Source organism: Oribacterium sp. oral taxon 078 str. F0262, from assembly GCF_000160135.1.
GTDB lineage: Bacteria > Bacillota > Clostridia > Lachnospirales > Lachnospiraceae > Oribacterium.
In genome coordinates, this window is sequence record NZ_GG729934.1 from 23528 (window position 1) to 44401 (window position 20874).

Sequence of the window (20874 nt, forward strand, 5' to 3'; positions counted from 1 at the left end):
GGAAAGAAAATCCCGGGTAGAGGAGAGCAAAGGCGCCTCCTGCTCAGCTTTCAGAAGGCTTGACATCCGCTGGGAAACTGCTAGACTTTTCTCTGTCAGAGGAAGCGGGATTTCCGCTTACGAAAGACGGTAGGACTTTTTCTGCTCTGTACCCGGATGGATTATGTCATGCATTTGTTCCTCGAAAAATGCCGGGAACACTGCGCCTTCCGGGGCGGGGCTTTTTTGAGGAGGGAAATATATGCCGGGAAATATTGTGGTAGGAATTCTGGTTCTCGCTGCGGTTGTCTTTGCGCTTCGCAGCATGAAAAAGCGGGCGGAGAGCGGCTGCTGCGGAGGCGGAGGAGACTGCTGCAGAGTGGTGAAAGCGGAGGATACCGACCCATCCCATTATCCGTACAGCGCCGTGATGGAGGTCCCCGATATGCACTGCGGAAATTGCAGGACAAGGGTGGAGAGCGCGCTGAACAGTCTCCCCGGAGTCTGGGCCAGTGTGGATCTTGGGAAGAAGGAGGCGCTGGTTCGGATGAAGGAGGTCCTCACGGAGGACAGACTGAGGGAGACCGTAAAGAAGGCGGGCTACGGAGTGGGAAGAGTGGAGTTTCGCTGAATCCGGAGGCTAAGAGAAGAGAGGAAGAAAATGCCGGATAAACTGAATGAGAAGAATGCGAAGAAGCCGGTGAAGCTGATCGAGAGGACGCTTCGCTATCAGGGGCATGTGCTTTCCGTCTATGATGATTATGTGGATGTCGCTGGGCATAAGACACACTGGGATTTCATCCATCACATCGGGGCGGCGGCGGTGCTCCCGGTTCTGGATGACGGAAAAATCCTCATGGTCCGGCAGTATCGCCATGCGCTCGGGCGCTATACGCTGGAGATCCCGGCGGGAAAGCGGGACAGCGAGGAGGAGGACTTCGAGCTTTGCGCAAAGCGGGAGCTGGAGGAGGAGACCGGATACCGGGCGGAAAAGCTGGAGTTTTTGCTCTTTGTCAATACGACGGTGGCCTTTTTGGATGAAAAGATCGGGATTTATCTCGCGAGAGATCTTAAGCCGGGGAAGAAGCACTGGGATGTGGATGAGGAGCTTGGCGCGGAGGCATGGGAGCTCTCGGCACTCCAGAAGCTGATCTACGAAGGAAAACTGACGGACGGGAAAACCGTGGCGGCGATTCAGAGCTACGCGGCAAAATTCAGGCTCTGAGGTACGCTATTCGGTGACGGATTTTGCAAGTTTTACTTTGCTGCCCTGAGCGCCCTTTAGCGAAGGACGGACAGGGACGATACGGAAGACAGCCGATCCTTTCGGCAGGCAGGCATCCGGGGCCTTATCGGAAGGTCCCGGATGCTTTGAGGAAAGCAGAATGAAGAGAGAACATTTGGAAGATTATGTAATGACGATTCCGGATTTTCCGGAGCCGGGCATCATGTTTCGGGACATCACCTCCCTGATCCAGGATCCCGACGGACTCAGGGATTCCGTGGACGGATTGATCCGCTCTATTTCCGGTGTCGACTGCGATGTCGTGCTCGGCCTGGAGTCCCGCGGCTTTATCTTCGGGACGGCCATCGCCTATGAGCTTCGGAAGGGCTTTATCCCGGTCCGAAAGAAGGGAAAGCTCCCGAGAGAGACGGTCAGCGTGAAGTACGACTTGGAATACGGCGAGGCGGAGCTGGAGATCCATAAGGACGCGATCCGGCCCGGGGAGAAGGTGGTCATTGTGGATGACCTCATCGCAACGGGCGGGACGCTGGAGGCCGCGTGCAAGCTCGTGGAGAAGCTCGGCGGAACCGTCGAGAAGATTTCGGTCGTGATGGAGCTTGCGGGCTTAAAGGGAAGAGAGAGGCTGAAAAAGTATGAGCTGGAATCCCTGATCCGCTACGAGGGAAAGTAGGAAAAAGCAGGAATCGGGATTCCGGAGAGCCGGAAGCAAAGAGGAGGAGACAGCCGTGGGAGAGCAGCTGACAAAAGCGGATGTGAAGCGAATCTGGGAGGAAATCGAGAAGCGGAAGCTTTCCCTCAGGCCAAAGCTCATCGAGGCGGTGAAGGAGGCCCGTTCGCACGGGGATCTCTCGGAGAACTTCGAGTATTACGCGGCAAAGAGGGAGATGAATCAGAACGAGTCGAGGATCGCCTATCTGGAAAGGATGCTTCGCTTTGCGACGATCGTGAGCGACCGTTCGGAAAGAGACGAGGTCGGACTGAACGACACCGTGAGGCTTCTCTTTGAAGAGGAGGGGGAGGAGGAGAGCTACCGCATCGTCACCTCGATCCGCGGGCATTCTTTGAGCAACCTGATCTCCAATAAGTCTCCTCTTGGGAAAGCGCTGCTTAAGCACAGAGTCGGAGACCGGGTTACGGTAAGGCCAGGGGGAGGGAAGAGCTATACGGTGAAGATCCAGGGCCTGGAAAAGACCGGAGAGCTCGAAACGGACCGGATCCGGAGCTATTGACTGCCGGTCCGGCACTTTCATTGAAGGCCGCTGCGGCTGCCTTTTGCCTGTTTTTTGCCGGGTGAAAAAGAAATGACGGCATAGACGAATATAGACGAATAAAGACGAAAAAGGACCTCCGGCCCGAGATGGGCCGGAAGTCCTTTTTCAGAAGGATCAGGTCTGCGACAGGGCCATGAGCCTTGGCAGGGGGAGATTTGCGCTCTCCTCGCGGTCGATCTCCCGGAAGCTCACATGCTGGTAGAGGTAGTTCATGAGCTCCCGCCTCTTTACGATGCCGATGAAGTGTCCCAGGTCGTCCACGACCGGCACAAAGTTCTGGCTCAGCGCCCGTTTTACGAGATCCTCCATGGAGCTGTTGATCCCCACCGGCTCATAGTGGTTTTTCATGGGGATGTCCTTTACCTTTACCTTCTCCGCCTGCTTTAAGCTCAGATTCAGTTGATTTTTGATTTCCCAGAGCAGATCGCCCTCCGTCAGCGTCCCCCGGAAGCCTCCGTTCCTCGAGAGGACCGGGATCGTGGTATAGCGGTGAAACTCCATCTTTTCCATCGCGGCCCGGAGGCTGGAATCCTCCTCCACGAAGGCCACATCGCACTTGGGTGTCAGAAAAAATAAGATATTCATAGAATAAAGCGGTCTCCATCCGCGCTTATTGGTTATGCTTTGCCCTTTTGGGAAGGGAGCGCCGAAGGCAGCTCTGCCTCCCTTTCTGTAATCCAGAATAGCGCTTACTTATGTACGCTTTGTGACCTCATTATTAGGAAAAGTTAAAGATGATTTTGACATGCTTTCTGCGGGATAGTACAATGTTTTCAGGAAAGCGAGGAAGCCATGACAGAGAAGCAGGAAGAGATCGTCCTGGAGAGACCGGCGGACAATACGCCTCCGGAAAAGCTCTATCAGCGCCTGATAGAGATTGTGAGAAAGTATCGTCCCTCCGAAGACCTCTCCATGATCGAGAAGGCCTATGAGGTCGCGAAAAAGCAGCACAAGGATCAGAAGAGAAAGTCGGGTGAGCCCTATATCATCCACCCTATTTGTGTTGCCATCATTCTTGCGGATCTGCAGATGGACCGCGAGACGATCGCCGCGGGTCTCCTCCACGATGTGGTGGAGGATACCGGCATGACGCTTCAGGAGCTGGAGAAGGAGTTCAATCCGGATGTCGCCCTCCTCGTGGACGGCGTCACGAAGCTGACCCAGATCAATCTGGATGTCGATAAGGTGGAGCAGCAGGCCGAGAACCTGAGGAAGATGTTCGTCTCCATGGCGAAGGATATCCGCGTGGTCATCATAAAGCTCGCGGACCGCCTCCATAATCTCCGGACGCTCGAGTATCAGAGTCCGGAGAAGCGGAAGGAAAAGGCGAGAGAGTCTCTGGACATCTACTCCCCGCTCGCGGACCGTCTCGGCATCAGCAAGATCAAGATCGAGATGGATGATCTTTCCCTTAAGTATCTGGAGCCGGATGTCTACTATGATCTCGTCGAGAAGGTACATTTTAAGAGGGAGGCCAGAGAGGCCCGGATCGGTCACATCGTAAAGGATGTCTCGAAGTACCTGCATGACCGCGGCGTGGAGGCGGAGATCAAGGGGAGAGTCAAGCACTTCTTTTCGATCTATCGAAAGATGGTGAATCAGAACAAGACGATCGACCAGATCTACGATCTTTTCGCGATCCGCATTATCGTGAAGACGCTCGGGGACTGCTATGCCTCCCTGGGCTATATCCATAAGATGTATCACCCGATCCCCGGGAGATTCAAGGACTATATCGCGATGCCGAAGGCGAACATGTATCAGTCCCTGCATACGACGGTCATCGATGAGGAGGGAGTCCCCTTCGAGGTGCAAATCCGGACGGAGGAGATGCACCGGACAGCGGAGGTGGGGATCGCCGCGCACTGGAAGTATAAAGAGCAGGGGGGCTCCGGGGAGAAGGCCTCGGAGGCGGAGCTTGCGAAGATGAACTGGCTCCACCAGATTCTGGAATGGCAGAATGATGAGACGGACTCGAAGGAGTTCATGAAGCTGGTGAAGTCCGACTTCAACCTCTTTAATGACAATGTCTACTGCTTTACGCCGAGCGGCGATGTGAAGAATCTTCCCTTTGGCTCCTGTCCGATCGACTTCGCCTATGCGATCCACTCCGCGGTCGGAAACAGGATGGTGGGGGCGAAGGTCAACGACAGGCTGGTTCCCATCGAGTATATCCTGAAAAACGGGGATCGGGTGGAGATCATCACCTCTCAGAATTCCCGGGGTCCCTCCCGGGACTGGCTGAAGATCGTGAAATCCACGCAGGCCAGGAACAAGATCAATCAGTGGTTCCGGCACGAGCAAAAGGATGAGAATATCGACAGGGGCAAGGAGCTTCTGGACCGCTACGCGAAGTCCAAGGGCTTTGGCCTCGGGGAGCTGACGAAGCCGGAGTTCTGCGACGCCGTGATCCGCCGCTACAGCTATCAGGACTGGAACGCGATCCTGGCCTCCGTGGGGCGGGGCGGCCTGAAGGAGTCCCAGGTCGTCTCAAAGCTCATCGAGATGCGGCAGAAGGAGGATTCGAGAAATCTCGACGACGAGGCGGTGCTCCAGAATATCGAGGAGCTCTCGAAAAAGCCGGAGCTCATCCGGAAGTCGAAGTCCGGCATCATCGTAAAGGGGATCCATGATCTCGCGGTGCGCTATGCGAAATGCTGCTCCCCGGTGCCCGGGGATGAGATCGTCGGCTTCGTCACGAGGGGGCGCGGCATCACGGTTCACCGGACGGACTGTATCAATATGATGAATCTGCCGGAGGACGAGAGAGCGAGGCTCATTGAGGCGGAGTGGCAGGGGAGCGGTGATAAGGAGACCTATGCGACGGAGCTTCAGATCTTCACCAATAACCGCGTGGGGCAGATCGTGGATATCACAAAGCTCCTCGCGGATGCCAATATCGACATCAAGGCGCTGAGCTCCCGGGTGGGAAAAAATGAGAAGGCGACGATTACGGTCAGCTTCGACATCCACAATAAGGAGGAGCTTGCGGCTCTGATCGGGAAGCTCCGGAAGATAAACGGCGTTTTGGATATCGAGAGAGCGCAGGGCTGAGGAGGTCCGTGCGGTGACGGGGGGAGAATCAATCTCTCTTTGCTTCCCGTTGCCGCGAGAATAGCGGCGGAAAAAAGGCGGGGAGGCAAGGGGAAGGCGGAGAAGGAGAGCGGAGACGGCAGAGGCAGCGGGGAGAAGGAAGAAGCCGAAAGGCTGTCTCAAGGAAGAATGCCTCAAAAAATGTCTCAGGGAAGAATGTCTCAAAAAAGAATGACTTAAAGGAAAGGGAGAGGAAATGTATCGGATCTATAAGAAGACGCTGGGGCTTGCCGGAACCAATGTCTATATCCTAAGGAGAGAGGGAGAGAGGGAATGCGTGATCGTGGACCCCGCTGCGGAGGAGGCGGAGCTCATCGAGTTTATGGACGGGCTGGGACTTCGCCCGGTCTCGATCCTGCTGACTCACGGGCACTTTGATCACATCTATGCGGCGGAGCCGCTCTCGAAGCACTACAGCATCCCGATCTATGCTTCGGAGAAGGAGAGGGAGCTTCTCGGGGACAGGGAGAAAAATCTCTCCCTGATGTTCCGCCGCCCGGTGATCCTCACGGATTTTACGCCCTTTTCCGGCGGAGATCACTTTTCCTTCCTTAAGAGAGAGTGGCAGGTCATAGAGACAGCGGGGCATACGAAGGGCTCCGTCTCCTTTTATCTCCCCCCTGTTTCCGGCGCTTTGGAAGCGAAGGAGAGGCCGGAAAACCCCGCGGGCAAGAGAGAATTCGGGAGTGAATTTCCGGAGGACTGCCGAGAGGGGCTTTTGCTCAGCGATCAGACGCCCATCCTCTTTTGCGGGGATACGCTCTTTCGGAGCTCCTACGGGAGGACGGATTTTCCGGGCGGATCCCTGGAGGAGATCCGAAGGAGCATTCGGGAAAAGCTTTTGATCCTTCCGGAGGAGACCAAGGTATATCCCGGGCACCAGGGGGAGACCACGATCGGGAGAGAGAGACGATATAATCCCATGGCTCTCCATTGAGGGAGGAGCGGAAGGGAAGAGGAGTTTACTTTGATCAGACTGGAACTGGATGAGGCGGCCGCGCCCTTTGAGGCGGAGCTCAGGGAGCTCTGCAAGGCCTTTTTTCCGGGCGAGGATTTCGAGATCCATACCCCGGAAGGGGTGCATTTTTCAGAGAGGACGGGGGAGGAGAGCCCGCTCAGGCTCTCTCTCAATGTGCCGGGGGCGAGTCTTTCGCTTTGCGGCAGCCGGAAAAGGGATAAGTCGATCCTGAAGGCCTGGCTCTACCAAAAGCTTTCCAAGCTCTGCCAGAGGGAGCTCCCCTGGGGGGACCTCACCGGAATCCGGCCGGTCTCCCTCGCGAGCCAAAGGCTCTCCCGGGCGGAGAGAATCCTTGCGAGAAGGCTCACGGAGCGGGAGCTCAAGGAGCTTTCGGAGGAGCTTCGCTCCGAGTATCTCCTCTCGGAGGAGAAGCTTCGGCTCATGATGGAGATCGCGGGGAGGGAGAGCAGGACTCTGGATCGGATCTGGGAGAAGACGGGAAGAAGCTTCCGGGAGGGCTTCAGCCTCTACGTCGGGATTCCCTTCTGCCCGACGCGCTGTCTCTACTGCTCCTTTCTCTCGAATCCCATCTCCCTTTGGGAGAAGAGGATCGGGGACTACCTTGACTGCTTAAGGCGGGAGATCCGCGCGGCCATGGAGGAGATGTCGGCGCAGGGGAAACATCTGCAGACGGTCTATGTCGGGGGAGGGACGCCGACGGCGCTTCCGGAGAGATGGCTTTCCGCCTTGATGGAGACCCTCCGGGAGGAATGTTTTTGTCATCCGATGACGGAGCTCTGCGAGTTCACCGTGGAGGCGGGAAGGCCGGATTCTTTGAACCGGGAGAAGCTTCAGATCCTAAAGGATGCCGGGGCGGACAGAATCTCTGTGAATCCGCAGAGCTTTCGCCAGGAGACGCTGGATCTCATCGGGCGGAGACACACGGCGGAGGATGTCCGCTCCGCCTTCTCTATGGCGCGGGATGCAGGCTTTTCGGATATCAATATGGATCTCATCATGGGGCTCCCCGGAGAGGGGCTTTCTGAAGTCACAGAGACGCTCTCCGAGACGGCGCGCCTTGCCCCGGACAGCCTGACGGTGCACTCTCTCGCTGTGAAGAGAGCGGCGAGGCTCCGCGAGGAAAAGCCGCTCTGGGACCAGGTCTACCGCGCGGGGGCAGACAGTACGCTCTATCGGGAGAGCCTGAACGAGAGGGAGAGAAATCCCCTTTGCCGCTTCCCGGAGGGGGAGGGGCTTTCCCGGAAGCTCTGCCTTATGAGTGAGATGGAGCGGATGATGAAGGCTGCGGAGTATACGGCTTCCCTCCTGGGGCTTCGCCCCTATTATCTCTACCGCCAGAAAAACATGGCCGGGAATCTGGAGAATGTCGGCTATGCTGAGCCGGGGAAGGAGTGTCTCTACAATATTCTCATGATGGAGGAGAAGCACACGGTGATCGGCTGCGGGGCGGGGAGCGCGACAAAGCGGATCCTTCCGGATGGCCGGAGGGAGCGCTGTGACAATGGAAAGGACATCAAATATTATTTCGAGAAGCTTCCGGAGCTGATCGAGAAGAAAAGAAGACTGCTCCGGGATGAGAAAGCGGAGGGCCGCTGAGCGGCGGGAGGGGGCTATGATCTGTCCGAATTGCGGGAAGGAGAATCCAAAGGGAGTTCGCTTCTGCGGATATTGCGGGAGGGAGATTTCAGAGAAGGAGGGCGGGGGCGCTGTTCCCCCCTCCTCCCCGGAGGAGGGAGGGGGAGGAAGGATCGTAAAGCTTCTCTCTTTGCTGATCCTCATGCTCCTGGTATTTTTCTCCGTCTTCTTCTTTCTTTCGACAAGGCCGGAGAACCGCTCCCGCCGCTACCTTCGTCTGGGACAGCATGAATTTGAGAAGGGGGACTATGAGAATGCGGTTCTTCATCTGAAAAAGGCGGCGGAGCTCGCCCCGAAGAACGCCGCGGCCTGGGTCCGCCTTGCGAGAGCCTGTCGGGAGCTGGCCCGGGAGAGCCCCAAAGAGGAGCAGAGGAAGCTCTACCGGGAGATGCTTTCAGCCGGACAGAAGGCCTCGGAGCTAAAGGATCTTTCGGAGGCGAAGGAGCTTGTAAAGGAGGCGAAGGAGCTCCTTACGGAAGAGAAGAAGGACAAGGATGGGGGAAGCGGCGGAATGGAGAAGCTTCTCCTCCGCCCGAGCCTTCTCACGGGAATCGGGGAAAAAGAGGAAGAGGAGGAGGGCGTGCAGCCTGCCGTGCCGGAGATCCTTCCGGCCTCGGACTTTTCCAATGTGGAAAGCTTCTCCCCGGATTTCTTCGGCGAGCGGGAAAAGGAGCTTCTCCGAAAAAATCACTTTGTTGTGGAAGGGGACAGGGCAGAGGATGAGTTTTTTGTGCTCTACGAGGAAAACCGCTACAACTATATTCCGAGCTTCGTGACAGTGGACTCCATGCTCCACAGCTACCATCTCTACTTTCAGCATCTTTTGAAAAATACGGAAAAGCAGTATCTCGCTCCGCTCTTAAAGGAGCTCAGCCTTCGCATGGAGAAAAAGAGCGCGGAGAATTACCGGGCTCTGATCGGGACGGACTGGGAGGATGCCGCGCTTCGGAATGTCTATCTCTTTGAGATGGGAGCGGAGCTTCTGGGGGAGAGTCCCGGAGGAGACTTAAGTGGAGAGGCGGAGAAGGCATTAAAGGCGGAGAGAGCACGCATTGAAGCGGGAGACTCCTCCTCCGAAGCATCCTATCTCACGGGGCAGCTTGAGGATTATGGACAGTATAAGGTCCGGGGATATTATGAGGGGGATCCGGAGCTCTCCCGCTATTTTCGCGCGATGATGTGGTATGGAAGGATGAACTTCTCCCAGCATGAGGAGGAGCTGGACCGCGCTGCGCTCCTTCTGACGCTGTCTCTTGAGGGAGAGGAGAAGGAGGACTGGGAGAAGATCTACCGTGTGACCGCCTTCTTTGCGGGGGAGAGCGATGACAACGGCTATTACGAGTACAGGCCGCTGCTGGAGGAGGCCTACGGGGGAGTGCCGGAGCTCTCCTCTCTGATCGAAGACAAGAAGGCCTGGGAGCGCTTTCATTCTCTCACGGGAGAGCTGGGAGCGCCGAAGATCCAATTCTTTTCGGAGGGCTCCGACGCATCCTACGAGGGGGATGTCTCGTTTCGCTTTATGGGGCAGCGCTTCAGCATTGACAGCGCGGTCTTTCAGGATCTCATCTATGACAGCGTCCTCGAAAACTCCAAAGGGGAGAAGCGCTTCCTCCCCTCCGGTCTTGACATTCCCTCCGCCTTTGGCTCGGACAGCGCGCTTAAGATCCTGGAGGATTCCGGGCAGAGCGATTTCTCGGGCTACTCGGAGAATATGGAGGGGATCCGCTCAAAGCTTTCGGAGCTTCCGAAGGAGTTCTGGGAGCGGAGCCTCTACAATCGCTGGCTCTACAGTATAAGGCCTCTGACAGAGGAGAGGGGGAAGGGCTATCCCCTCTTTATGCAAAGCTCGGAGTGGGACAAGAAAAAGCTCCAGAGCTTTCTCGGAAGTTATGCGGAACTAAAGCACGATACCATACTCTACTCGAAGCAGGCCATCGCGGAGATGGGGGGAGACGATCCGATGCCCTTGGATGACAGGGGCTATGTGGAGCCGGAGCCGGAGCTTTGGTCCCGGCTCTACCGCCTCGCGGAGTCCAGCGGAGAGGGACTTTCCGCCCTCTCTCTCCTCTCGGAGGAGGACAGAAAGAACCTGGAGCTTCTGAAGGGACTGATCGGACAGCTTCGGGATATCTCGGTAAAGGAGCTTAAGAATCAGGCTCTGAGCGAGGAGGATTATAAGCTGATCCGGGGATACGGAGGCAATATCGAGCACTTCTGGCAGGAGGTCAATCGGGGCGCTGCGGGGGGAGAGAGCCTTTTGGCGAGGGAGTTCCCCGCAGCTGTCATCGCGGACATCGCATCCTCCCCGGACGGCTCCTGCCTGGAGGCCGGAACCGGAAGATGCGCCGAGATCTATGTATTGGTGCCGCTCGATGGGAAGCTCAGGATCACACGGGGCTCCGTCTACAGCTATTATGAGTTTCCGTCCGAAGAGCGCCTGACGGACAGCCGCTGGCGGGAGATGCTGGGGATTCAGACGCAGGGACTCGGCGAGAGTGAGGCCGCGGATCTGAAGCAGCCGGACTGGACCTACAGCTTCACAGAGAGAGCGAAGGAGGATGAAGAGAAGGATCATCCGGGCAGTGTCGGATGAGGGAGAAGGGGAAGAGAATCCGGCTTTTTCTCCTGCTTCTCTCTGCACTGACGGTGCTGATCCTTCTCCATCTCTTCAGGGCTCTCCCTCCTGCGGGACCTTGTCATAGGGAGAGGGAGGAGAGCGTAGAGCTTCCGGATCATTCGGAGGGAAAGGCCCTTCTTCTCCGCGGGGCTTTTTCCCTGCGGGGGAAGGAGAAGATCCTTTTTCGGACGGGGAGGGGCTGGAGGGTCTCTGACTTTTTGATCCGGGATATCGACCGGGACGGGAAAAAGGAGCTTCTCCTCCTTCTTTGGAAGAGGGGGAGCTACGGGCCGGACCGCCCCTATTGGGTCAGGAAAAATGACAGGCGCCTTTCCCAGCATATCTTTATCTACCGCTTTGAGGAGGAGCGCCTTAAGCCGATCTGGATGTCCTCCGCGCTCGGGATGAATATCAAAGACTGGTCCCTTTCCCGGGACGCTGTGCTTTGCCTTGTGACAAAGGGGGGGAGGAAGAGCTTCTGGGTCTACCGAGGCTTTGGCTTAAAGGAGTACACGGCGGAGGGGGAAGAGCGAAAGAAAAGCGTCGTCCGCCTCTTTGCCGCAGGGGATGTGATCCTGCACCGCGGAATCCTGAGGGCCTGCTTTGAGCCGCGCACCAAAGGCTATGACTTTCGCCCGCTTTACCGCCATGTCAGGGAAAAGATCCGGCGCTTTGACCTTTCCATCGTCAATCAGGAGACGATCCTCACGGAGGACCCGGCAAGGTACGGCGATTACCCCCGCTTCGGCACGCCGATCGCGGCCGGGGATTCCCTCCGGAATGCAGGATTCAATGTCGTAACTGCCGCGACGAATCACGCTTTCGATCAGGGGGAGCAGGGGATATGGGATACGCTTTCGTATTGGGAGAAGCATCCGGAGGTCAGGCTGCTCGGCTTAAACGGATCGGAGCGGGAAAGGGAGGAGATCCCCTATCTCAGAAAGAACGGGATCTGCTTTGCGCTCTTTAACGCAAGCTATGGTCTGAATGATCTCCGGCTCCCGAAGGGAAAGGAGTGGATGGTGAACCTTCTCTCGGAGAAGGAGCTTCTCCTTTCGCAGCTTCGGGAGGCGGAGGAGAAGGCGGATTTCAGCATCTGCCTTCTCCATATCGGAGAGGAATATGTATCGAAGCCGGACGAAGAGGAGCGAAGGCTCATAGAGGAGCTCTGCTCTGCCGGGGCCGACCTCATCCTCTGTACGCACAGCCATGTCGTCGGACCGGTGGAGAAGCTGGAGCTTCCGGACGGAAAAGCTGCGCTGGTCTACTATGGCCTTGGTAATTTTCTCTCGAATCAGACCAGGATAGAGACGGTACTGGGCGGCGCGGCGGAGCTTCTGATCGAAAAGCAAGAGGGGAGGGACGGGAGGACAGAGACCGGAATATCCGATTACCGCTTTCTCCCGGTCTTTTGCCACTGGGGGAAGGGAAAGACGGAGAGCTGGTTTCTCTCGGATTATCCGGAGGAGCTCTTCGAAAGCCACTTTCTCTATGAGGGATCAAGAGAGCTTGACAGGGCCTCTCTCAGAGCACTCTTTCTGCGGGAGAGCGGGCTTTCCGAGGAGAGGACCCGGCCGCTTCCCGCCCTTCCTCTGACTCCTCCCGGAAGGGGCGGAGCTCTTTCGTCCCTGTCCTTCTTTGGAGGAGAGCTCCGGGAATTTCTCTTACGGGAAATCCTGCCGCACAGTCCGGGAGCGGATCCCGGCGCGAAGCCATGATTTTTTTTATGGAAGCCATGACTTTACCTGTTCTATCGCCATTGCAAATTTTCGGAAGGAATACTATTATGGTATCGGCATCTGCTCCGCGGGAGATTGCCCTTCCCCGGAAAGGGGGAAGAGGCAGGGGCGCGAAGTCTGACTGTATGGGAAAGGAAGGCAGAAATGGCGGAAGTAAATGACAGGAAGGTTGCGATTATCGGCTGCGGATTCGTGGGATCGAGCTCGGCCTTTGCCCTGATGCAAAGCGGTCTTTTCTCTGAGATGGTGCTGATCGACGCGGATCAGGACCGAGCAGAGGGAGAGGCACTGGACATCAGCCATGGGCTTCCTTTTGCAAAGCCGATGAAGATTTATGCCGGTTCCTACAACGATATCGTGGATGCGGCCATCATCGTGATTACGGCGGGTGCCGGTCAGAAGCCGGGGGAGACGAGGCTGGACCTCGTGAAGAAGAATGTCGGGATCTTTAAGTCCATCATTCCGGAGATCAAGAAGAGAGACTGCGGCGGGATCCTGCTCATTGTCGCAAATCCGGTAGACATCCTGACCTATGCGGCGGCGAAGCTGAGCGGTTTCCCGGAGAACCGGGTCTTTGGCTCCGGCACGGTGCTGGATTCCGCAAGACTCAAGTATCTCCTCGGGGAGCATCTCTCCATTGACAACCGAAGCGTGCACGCCTTCATCATCGGAGAGCACGGGGACAGCGAGATCGCGGCCTGGAGCAGCGCGAATGTATCCGGGATTCCGCTCCGGGATTTCTGTGAGATGCGGGGCTTCTACCAGCATGAGGAGAGCATGCGGAAGATCGCGGAGGATGTGAAGAACAGCGCCTACGAGATCATCGCGAAAAAGCATGCCACCTACTACGGAATTGCGATGTCGGTCAGAAGAATCTGCGAGGCCATCATCCGGGATGAAAAGTCGATCCTCCCGGTCTCCAGCATCCAGCATGGAGAATACGGGATCGAGGGGGTTTCTCTCAGCATGCCCGCTATCGTCGGGAGAGACGGCGTCGAGAGGGATGTCCCGATTGAGCTCAATGAGGCGGAGAAGGAGGCACTCCGGAAGTCCGCGGAGACCTTGAAGGATGTCCTGGAAAATTCCGCGGGGCTGTAATAAAAACTCTCAAAAACGGAATTTTTCGGAGAGCCTTTAAAAGCGTGCCGCTTCCCTCGCGAAGACGTACGGCGGGGAGGCGGGAGAGCCGGGACAGCCGGGACAGTCGGCGGAATCGGGACAGGGAAAGGAGGGTGCGGCAGTGCGCACCCTCCTTTCCTATGGATTGGCATTTCCTATGAAGCTATTGCCAGGTCGGCATTTCCTATGGGGCTATTGCCGGATCGGCATTTCTGATAGAGGAGCGATCCCTTGATCGACATTTTCGTACTTTAAGCCGGGAGGATCGCTTATCCGAGGCTTAAGAGAAGGGCCATCTTAAAACGCCCCTTCGCCTTTACGAAGTGCCTCCCGTTTTTTGCGAAGTGGAAGCTCTCTCCCTCGGAAATCTCCTGCTCCCTTCCCTCATAGCCGATGACGGCCCTTCCCTCCAGGGCGAAGACGAGAGCCTCTCCCGGCGCGGAGTGCTCGGAGAGGCCTGTGCCCTCATCGAAGCTCATGAGGACAAATTTCATCCTTTCCTCATCCAGGAGATCGAGATTCACGATCTTTCCGTCCTGGTAGGGGAGGAGGTCCTTGAGCTTGAAAACTTCACCTGCTTTTACGACTGCATTCATGGCGCTTTCCTTTCTGAAATTAAATTCCAAATAGACGCTGTCCGATCCGGCGCGCACCCCGTAGGGGGCGTATTCCCGGATCAAAAATGCTTCTCCCGGGGAGAGGGACCAGCGGCTTTTGTCCGTCTTGAAAACTTCGATCTCTCCTTTGAGGAGATAGAGGAGCTTCGGATAGTCATAGCTCTCCGCACTGATGCTGGTACCGGATGCGAGGGAGAAGCTGATGAGAGAATATCCGTTTTCTCCGAAGAGCTCACCCGATACGGTGCAGCCTGGGATCACCGGGTTTTCCGACAGGAAATCAAAGACCTCTCCCGCCTTTACACGGACTCCCCGTCCTTCCTTCTTCTCTTCTCTTCCTTCTTCTTTTCTTTCTTTCTCCATATAGAAGCACCTGCCTTGTTTAAAGATCAGCGATAGGATAAGATGAAGTATACTGTAACTCTGCCTAGCCTTAGTATAGAGAAAAAGAGAAGAAGAACTGTTGCAAATATCACAAAATGCGGCGCTCCCCTCTGTGATTTCCCGGTGGAGGCGGGGGAGGGGATCCGCGATGACGGAAAGGAGTCTGTCTTAATATGGCTGTAAAATCAAAGGAGAAGGAGATGGAGGAGGAGAGAGAGGAGGGGGAGCGCAGGCAGCTCGCGCTTTCTGTGATCGAACGCCTGAAGGAGCTCTATCCGGATACCCGATGTACGCTTTCCTACCGGGATGCCTGGCAGCTTCTCATCAGCGTGCGCCTCGCGGCGCAGTGCACCGATCTCCGCGTCGATCAGGTCACGCCGAAGCTCTATGAGAAATTCCCCACGGTGGAGGCCATCGCGGCGGCTTCCCCGGAGGAGATCGAGGAGATCGTCCGTCCCTGCGGTCTTGGGCGCAGCAAGGCGAGGGATATCTCCGCCTGCATGAGGATCCTCCACGAGCGTTATGAGGACAAGGTCCCGGAGGACTTCGGGGAGCTTCTCGCGCTCCCCGGTGTGGGCAGAAAGAGCGCGAATCTCATTATGGGAGATATCTTCGGAAAGCCCGCCATCGTGACGGATACGCACTGCATCCGCCTCTCGAATCGGATCGGGCTTGTGAACGATGTGAAGGAGCCCGCCAAGGTGGAGCGGCTTCTCCGAAGGATCATCCCGCCGGAGGAAAGCAATCAGTTTTGCCACAGGATGGTGGATCACGGGAGAGCGGTCTGCACAGCCAGGAGTCCGCAGTGTGAAAAATGCACTCTCCTTACGCTCTGCCGCTTCGGAAGAGCAAGCTTTGGCATCGTCTGAGGGAAATCCCGGAGGAGAGGGAAAGGATTTTTCCTTTGGAAGAATTAACCTTCACCTTTCAGATTTCCAGGTGGAACTTCGAATAGCAATTAACTAAGGGATCTGGGACGGGGCCTTAGCCTTTCGGGACGGCCGGGGCGGCTTGCGAATTTTTAAGGGATCCGTTATACTTCAGTTCACAGTCTCCGAAGGGAGGGTTTCTTCTCTCCCTTTTGTCTCGCTCCGGCATGACAGCGATCGGGCGCTCTGCCTTCTTCTCAGCGAGGAGGGCAGGGGAGCGGGAGAGAGCGGAGAAGGATAAAAGAAAGACAGAAAGAGAAGTGCACTATGGGATTGGAATTCAGAAAGAGACTTCTGTCCTCCTCGGAGATCCGGGAGCAGTACCCGCTTCCGACCTCCCTTGCGGCGATCAAGGCGAAGAGAGATGAGGAGATCAAAGCGATCTTTCGCGGAGAATCGAGGAAGTTTATCCTCGTCATCGGGCCCTGCTCCGCGGATCATCCGGACCCCGTCCTGGAGTACTGCGGGAAGCTCCGGGAGATTTCGAAGGGGGTAGAGGATCAGCTTTTCATCGTGCCGAGGATCTATACGAATAAGCCGAGAACCACGGGCGAGGGCTATAAGGGAATGCTTCACCAGCCCGATCCAGAGAAGGGGGAGAATGTTGCGGGAGGCATCGCCGCGATCCGAAAGCTCCATATGGATGTGCTCCGGGAGACCGGCTTCAGTACGGCGGATGAGATGCTCTATCCGGATAATCTCCGCTATCTTTCGGATATCATGAGCTATATCGCGGTCGGCGCCCGCTCGGTTGAGAATCAGCAGCACCGGCTCGTCGCGTCCGGCACGGATGTCCCCTGCGGGATGAAGAATCCGACCTCGGGGGACCTCGGCGTGATGCTGAACTCCGTCTACGCGGGGCAGCACGGACACGACTTCATTTTCCGGGAGTGGGAGGTGAAGTCCGATGGGAATCCCTACACGCACGCCATCATGCGGGGCTCTCAGAACAAGCACGGGCAGATGCTTCCGAACTATCACTATGAGGATCTGAAGCTTCTCCTCAGTCTCTACGGGGAGAGGGAGCTGCAGTACCCGTCCTGCATCGTGGATACGAATCACTGCAATTCCGCGAAGCATTATAAGGAGCAGCTCCGGATCGCGCAGGAGGTGATGCACTCCAGGAAGTATTCCGAGGAGCTCGCGGGCTTTGTGAAGGGGATCATGGTGGAATCCTATCTCCTGGAGGGGAACTGCAGGGCGGAGGATCATGTTTACGGAAAGTCGATCACGGATGCCTGCCTCGGCTGGGAGGATACGCTCCGTCTGATCGATAGTGTCTATGAGTATGCGCAGCAGACCGGGTGACTTGGATCTCGATGCCGGAAAATGCGGCTGGGAAAGGCCGCGGACAGAGGAAGGGGAAGAGCAATGGGAGTATTTGAGGAACTGAGGGAGAGGGGGCTGATCGCGCAGCTCACCGACGAGGAGAAGATCCGTGAGCTCATCAATGCCGGGAAGGCGGTCTTCTATATCGGCTTTGATCCCACGGCGGATTCCCTGCATGTCGGTCATTTCATGGCGCTTTGCCTGATGAAGAGGCTGCAGGAGGCCGGAAACAGACCGATCGCCCTGGTCGGGGGGGGACCGGCATGATCGGCGATCCCTCCGGGCGTACAGATATGAGAAGGATGATGAGCGTCTCGGAGATCGATCATAACTGTGAGAGGATCCGGGAGCAGATGAGCCGCTTCATCGACTTCGGTGAGGGGAAGGCCGTCATGGCCAACAATGCGGACTGGCTCAGAAATCTGAATTTCATGGATTTCATGCGGGAGGTCGGGCCGAATTTCTCCGTCAACGAGATGCTCCGGGCCCGCTGCTATGTGAACCGGCTGGAGCAGGGACTTTCCTTCCTGGAATTTTGCTATATGCCGATGCAGGGCTATGATTTCTACATGCTCTTCCAAAAATACGGCTGCAATATGCAGTTTGGCGGAGATGACCAGTGGTCCAATATGCTCGCAGGCACCGAGCTCATCCGGAAAAAGCTCGGGGAGGACGCCCACGCGATGACCATCACGCTCCTCACAAACAAAGAGGGGAAGAAGATGGGGAAGACCGTGAACGGGGCCGTCTGGCTGGACCCGGAGAAGACGAGCCCCTACGAATTCTACCAGTACTGGAGAAATGTGGATGACGCGGATGTCATAAAGTGCCTCAAGCTTCTGACCTTCCTCCCGCTCGAGGAGATCCGGAAAATGGAGAGCTTTGAGGGGGCGGAGCTAAACCGCGCAAAGGAGATTCTGGCCTTCCAGCTCACGGAGCTGGTGCACGGAGAGGAAGAGGCGAAAAAGGCGGAATCCGCCGCGAGGGAGCTCTTCTCCGGCGGGGGAAGCTCCGAGAATATGCCGACGGTTTCGTTAAAGGATACGGACTTTCGGGAGGACGGAACGATCGATATCCTCGCGGTCCTCGTCCTGTCGAAGCTCTGCTCCTCGAGGGCGGAGGCGAGGCGGAACGTCGTGCAGGGAGGAGTCTCCCAGGACGGGGAGCGGATCGAGGATATCGGAAGGAGCTACCGGAGAGAGGACTTCAAAGAGGGACTGATCTTCCGAAGAGGGAAAAAAAGCTTTGCAAAGCTGCTTCTTGAGCAAGGCTGAGCTGCTGCCTTTGCTGAAATACTTACAAAAAGCTTACGATCCGGGGCGGACAGCGCTCCCGGCTTGCTGATAAAGCGACTCTTTGCTATAATGACAGCGCAAAATGGGTCTGCAAAAAGGAGATGAGCTTTATGCATCTTTTTCATAAATCCCGGATGGCGGCGGGGATTCTCTTCCTTTCCGCCCTCTTCCTTCCGAATCTGAGTCTCTCTTCCTACGCGGCTTCAGAGATACAGGTCGTCCTGGAGGGGAATTATGTGGAGGGGAAGGTCAACGATCCCGTGACGAAATCTACGCGCACAGCCTACATTTACAACGGCAATCCGGAGCTCACGCTCCGCTCGGGGGACGGCGCGATTTCCTCCGCGGAGCTCATTACCTATTCGAATGAGTATGTAGAGGGAGCGGACTGCGGAGTCCGAAACCGCATCGTGAAGAAGTCTGTGCCGCTCAATACGGATACCAAGCTTCTCCCGGAGGAGTATTTCCAGACGGCGCAGGGGAACGGAAGCCTCTACGACTTCGCAAACCGCTGCTTTGTGCTCAGGGTCTACCGGGACTCCGGGGACAGCAGCTACGAGGACTATTACTTCGGCATCGTCGATGGGAACATGTACCAGGAGATGCAGAAGAACGCAGCGGAAAGGGCGGCAGAGAAGGCCGCGGAGGACGCGAAGAGGCGGCAGGAGCTGGGGCCCCTCGTGAAGCGATAGAGAGAGCCGGAGGGCAGTTCAGAGAAGAGAGAGATCCTTCGCTTTTACGGCATTTCGGCCCTGAAATCGGGAAGTGATGCGGCTTTAGTGATGCACCTTCCGAGGGCGGAGGATGGCCTGTCGGAACTGTAACAAGTTGTAAGATTTTTTCTATATCATTTCGGAAAAATTCATTGTATAGTAAGTACGCCTGTTCGAAATGTACAGGCGTATTTTTTATCAGGAGGATATTCATGGCAGGAAGAATGAAATGGATGCGGGCCCTTGTTCTGACGGGGGCTTTCGCGGCGCTTTCCGGCATGACGGCATTCGCCGCCAATATGAAGGCCGGGATCGATTCCCTCACTATCAATGCGGAGAATCCGAAAAAACTGAATATCAAAATGCACTGCAATCAAGACAGCTCCGGGACAGACGGAAAGATCTATATCTTCGAGATCAAACCCTATCAGAGCGACCTCTCCGGAAGGAAGGACCCGATTACGTCGGTCGATGCGGCGGCGGATATGAGCGCGGAGTTCGCCCTCGATGCGGGTCCCGGCGAGAAGCGGCTCTACAGCGCCTTTGTCGCGGCGGTGAAGAGCGGATCCGGCTATGAGATGGTATCGGATCGGCATTACATCACGAATCCGGAGGTCATCGCGCCGAATCAGGAGCCTGCGAAGAACGACGGCAAGAAGGGACTGCGTGTGGACCCGAACCTGATCGACGATGCGCTCAGCTTAAATATCAAGCACGCCGGTGTGGACATCCCGACGCAGCGCTTTTTCGGACAGGGCATCAGTTATTTTTATGAGGGAAAGACCTTCCAGATCAATAAGAGCCTCATCGATCAGCTGGATCAGGAGGTGAAGCGGCTCTCGGATTCCGGCGTCGCGGTGACGGCCATCCTTTTGAACGGCTGGAACAGCACCGTGCCTGAGCTGAACCGAAGCGGCATCACCGAGCTCCCGAAGGAGCAGGCGCTCTACTACGCCTTTAATGTGGAGACAGAGACCGGCTTCCGCGCGGCGAAGGCGATGGCCTCCTACCTCGCAAAGCGCTACAACGGGAAAAACGGCGTGGGGAAGATCACGAACTGGGTCGTGGGAAATGAGATCGACAACCAGTACTGGAACTATACGGGAGACTACGATGTCCAGAACTATATGAAGATTTTCGATACCTCCTTCCGGGTCTTCTATACGGGCATCAAGGCCGAATCGGCAAATGACAATGTCATGTTCTCGATCGATCATTACTGGGGCATGGAGCCGGAGGCCGCGCCGGTCGGGAAGTACAAGGGAAAGGATGTCGTGGAGTGGTTCAACTACTGGGACAAGGAGCAGGGGCAGACGGACTGGGGTCTTGCGCTGCATCCCTATCCCTATCCTCTGAGCAGACCGGACTTTTGGAACGGGGACAAGGCGAAGCTTTCGAACAGCCCGGATTCTCCGGTCGTGAGCTTCGGCAATCTGAATGTCGTCACGGACTTCATGCAGACGGAGAAGCTTCGGAATCCGAAGGGACAGGTCCGAAACATCTTCCTCACGGAGGAGGGCTTCACGAGCATTCAGGGCGGAGAGGACAAGAGCGCGCTGCAGGCCGCGGCGGTGGCGTACTCCTATTACATCGTCCACAATAATCCCTATATCAAGGCCTATCTCATGAGCCGGCAGGAGGACTCGGAGCCGGAGGTCAAGGTGGGACTTGCCTTTGGTCTCTCCACGATACGGGATAATCAGCTGATTCACAAGCAGGCCCACGATGTCTTTGCGAAGATCGACGACCCGGGGAGCAGCCTCTCGGTCTCGGAGTTCGCGAAGCCGATCATCGGAATCCAGGACTGGAATCAGGTCATTCCGGGCTTTAAGGCGCCGGGACAGCAGTAGACGCCGGGGCAGCAGGACAGGAGAGGAAAGCAGGACAGCGAGAAAAACGGAACAAGAGAAGAAAGCAGAAAGAGAAGAG

16 protein-coding genes and 1 pseudogene are annotated in these 20874 nt (G+C 56.6%); 15 read left to right on the forward strand and 2 right to left on the reverse strand.

Annotation, left to right across the window (positions count from 1 at the left end; translation table 11 throughout):
• Window positions 1-241 precede the first annotated feature (241 nt).
• The 4 genes from GCWU000341_RS03955 (at window position 242) to GCWU000341_RS03970 (ending at window position 2454) form a co-directional block, all read left to right on the forward strand.
• Window positions 242-610, forward strand: coding sequence for a FeoB-associated Cys-rich membrane protein (locus GCWU000341_RS03955; protein WP_009214461.1), 369 nt, complete (start codon window positions 242-244; stop codon window positions 608-610).
• A gap of 30 nt (window positions 611-640) precedes the next feature.
• Window positions 641-1204, forward strand: a complete 564-nt coding sequence (locus GCWU000341_RS03960) for an NUDIX hydrolase (protein WP_009214462.1) — start codon at window positions 641-643, stop codon at window positions 1202-1204.
• A 160-nt stretch (window positions 1205-1364) separates the two neighbouring features.
• A complete protein-coding gene (locus GCWU000341_RS03965; protein ID WP_009214463.1) occupies window positions 1365-1895 on the forward strand; it encodes an adenine phosphoribosyltransferase in 531 nt (176 codons plus the stop codon).
• A 55-nt stretch (window positions 1896-1950) separates the two neighbouring features.
• On the forward strand, window positions 1951-2454 hold the full coding sequence (locus tag GCWU000341_RS03970; RefSeq protein WP_009214464.1) for a GreA/GreB family elongation factor: 504 nt from the start codon (window positions 1951-1953) through the stop codon (window positions 2452-2454).
• A gap of 156 nt (window positions 2455-2610) precedes the next feature.
• On the opposite strand, the gene GCWU000341_RS03975 is transcribed toward GCWU000341_RS03970, so the two are convergent.
• A complete protein-coding gene (locus GCWU000341_RS03975) occupies window positions 2611-3081 on the reverse strand; it encodes a CBS domain-containing protein (RefSeq protein WP_009214465.1) in 471 nt (156 codons plus the stop codon).
• Window positions 3082-3288: 207 nt separating this feature from the next.
• On the opposite strand from GCWU000341_RS03975, the gene GCWU000341_RS03980 reads away from it, so the two are divergent.
• From GCWU000341_RS03980 to GCWU000341_RS04010, 6 genes are all read left to right on the forward strand, one after another.
• Complete coding sequence (locus tag GCWU000341_RS03980; RefSeq protein ID WP_009214466.1) at window positions 3289-5550, forward strand: RelA/SpoT family protein; 2262 nt, start codon at window positions 3289-3291, stop codon at window positions 5548-5550.
• 235 nt (window positions 5551-5785) lie between these two features.
• Window positions 5786-6526: an MBL fold metallo-hydrolase gene (locus tag GCWU000341_RS12580; RefSeq protein ID WP_009214468.1), complete on the forward strand. Its 741-nt coding sequence runs from the start codon at window positions 5786-5788 to the stop codon at window positions 6524-6526.
• A gap of 30 nt (window positions 6527-6556) precedes the next feature.
• Window positions 6557-8164 (forward strand): coproporphyrinogen dehydrogenase HemZ, encoded by a 1608-nt coding sequence (gene hemZ, locus GCWU000341_RS03995; RefSeq protein WP_009214469.1) that lies wholly within the window; start codon window positions 6557-6559, stop codon window positions 8162-8164.
• Between the two features lie 16 nt (window positions 8165-8180).
• The gene (locus GCWU000341_RS04000) at window positions 8181-10796 is read left to right on the forward strand and encodes a DUF3160 domain-containing protein (RefSeq protein WP_196794797.1); all 2616 of its coding nucleotides are present in this window, start codon (window positions 8181-8183) and stop codon (window positions 10794-10796) included.
• A complete protein-coding gene (locus GCWU000341_RS04005) occupies window positions 10793-12538 on the forward strand; it encodes a CapA family protein (RefSeq protein WP_009214471.1) in 1746 nt (581 codons plus the stop codon). The genes GCWU000341_RS04000 and GCWU000341_RS04005 overlap by 4 nt, the downstream gene beginning before the upstream one ends.
• Window positions 12539-12703: 165 nt before the next feature.
• Entirely contained in the window at window positions 12704-13657 is a 954-nt protein-coding gene (locus GCWU000341_RS04010) for an L-lactate dehydrogenase (RefSeq protein WP_040653424.1), read from the forward strand.
• A gap of 290 nt (window positions 13658-13947) precedes the next feature.
• Here the strand turns inward: GCWU000341_RS04010 and GCWU000341_RS04015 are convergent, their stop codons facing one another.
• Complete coding sequence (locus GCWU000341_RS04015) at window positions 13948-14658, reverse strand: cupin domain-containing protein (RefSeq protein WP_009214473.1); 711 nt, start codon at window positions 14656-14658, stop codon at window positions 13948-13950.
• 194 nt (window positions 14659-14852) lie between these two features.
• Here GCWU000341_RS04015 and GCWU000341_RS04020 point away from each other — a divergent pair, with 194 nt between their 5' ends.
• From GCWU000341_RS04020 to GCWU000341_RS04040, 5 genes and pseudogenes are all read left to right on the forward strand, one after another.
• Entirely contained in the window at window positions 14853-15548 is a 696-nt protein-coding gene (locus GCWU000341_RS04020) for an endonuclease III domain-containing protein (RefSeq protein ID WP_009214475.1), read from the forward strand.
• A gap of 327 nt (window positions 15549-15875) precedes the next feature.
• On the forward strand, window positions 15876-16916 hold the full coding sequence (locus tag GCWU000341_RS04025) for a 3-deoxy-7-phosphoheptulonate synthase (RefSeq protein ID WP_009214477.1): 1041 nt from the start codon (window positions 15876-15878) through the stop codon (window positions 16914-16916).
• A 63-nt stretch (window positions 16917-16979) separates the two neighbouring features.
• Window positions 16980-18211 (forward strand): annotated as a pseudogene (gene tyrS, locus GCWU000341_RS04030) (tyrosine--tRNA ligase).
• Window positions 18212-18342: 131 nt separating this feature from the next.
• Window positions 18343-18924, forward strand: a complete 582-nt coding sequence (locus tag GCWU000341_RS04035) for a hypothetical protein (protein ID WP_050761909.1) — start codon at window positions 18343-18345, stop codon at window positions 18922-18924.
• A 233-nt stretch (window positions 18925-19157) separates the two neighbouring features.
• A complete protein-coding gene (locus tag GCWU000341_RS04040) occupies window positions 19158-20795 on the forward strand; it encodes a DUF5722 domain-containing protein (protein ID WP_040653425.1) in 1638 nt (545 codons plus the stop codon).
• Window positions 20796-20874 lie beyond the last annotated feature (79 nt).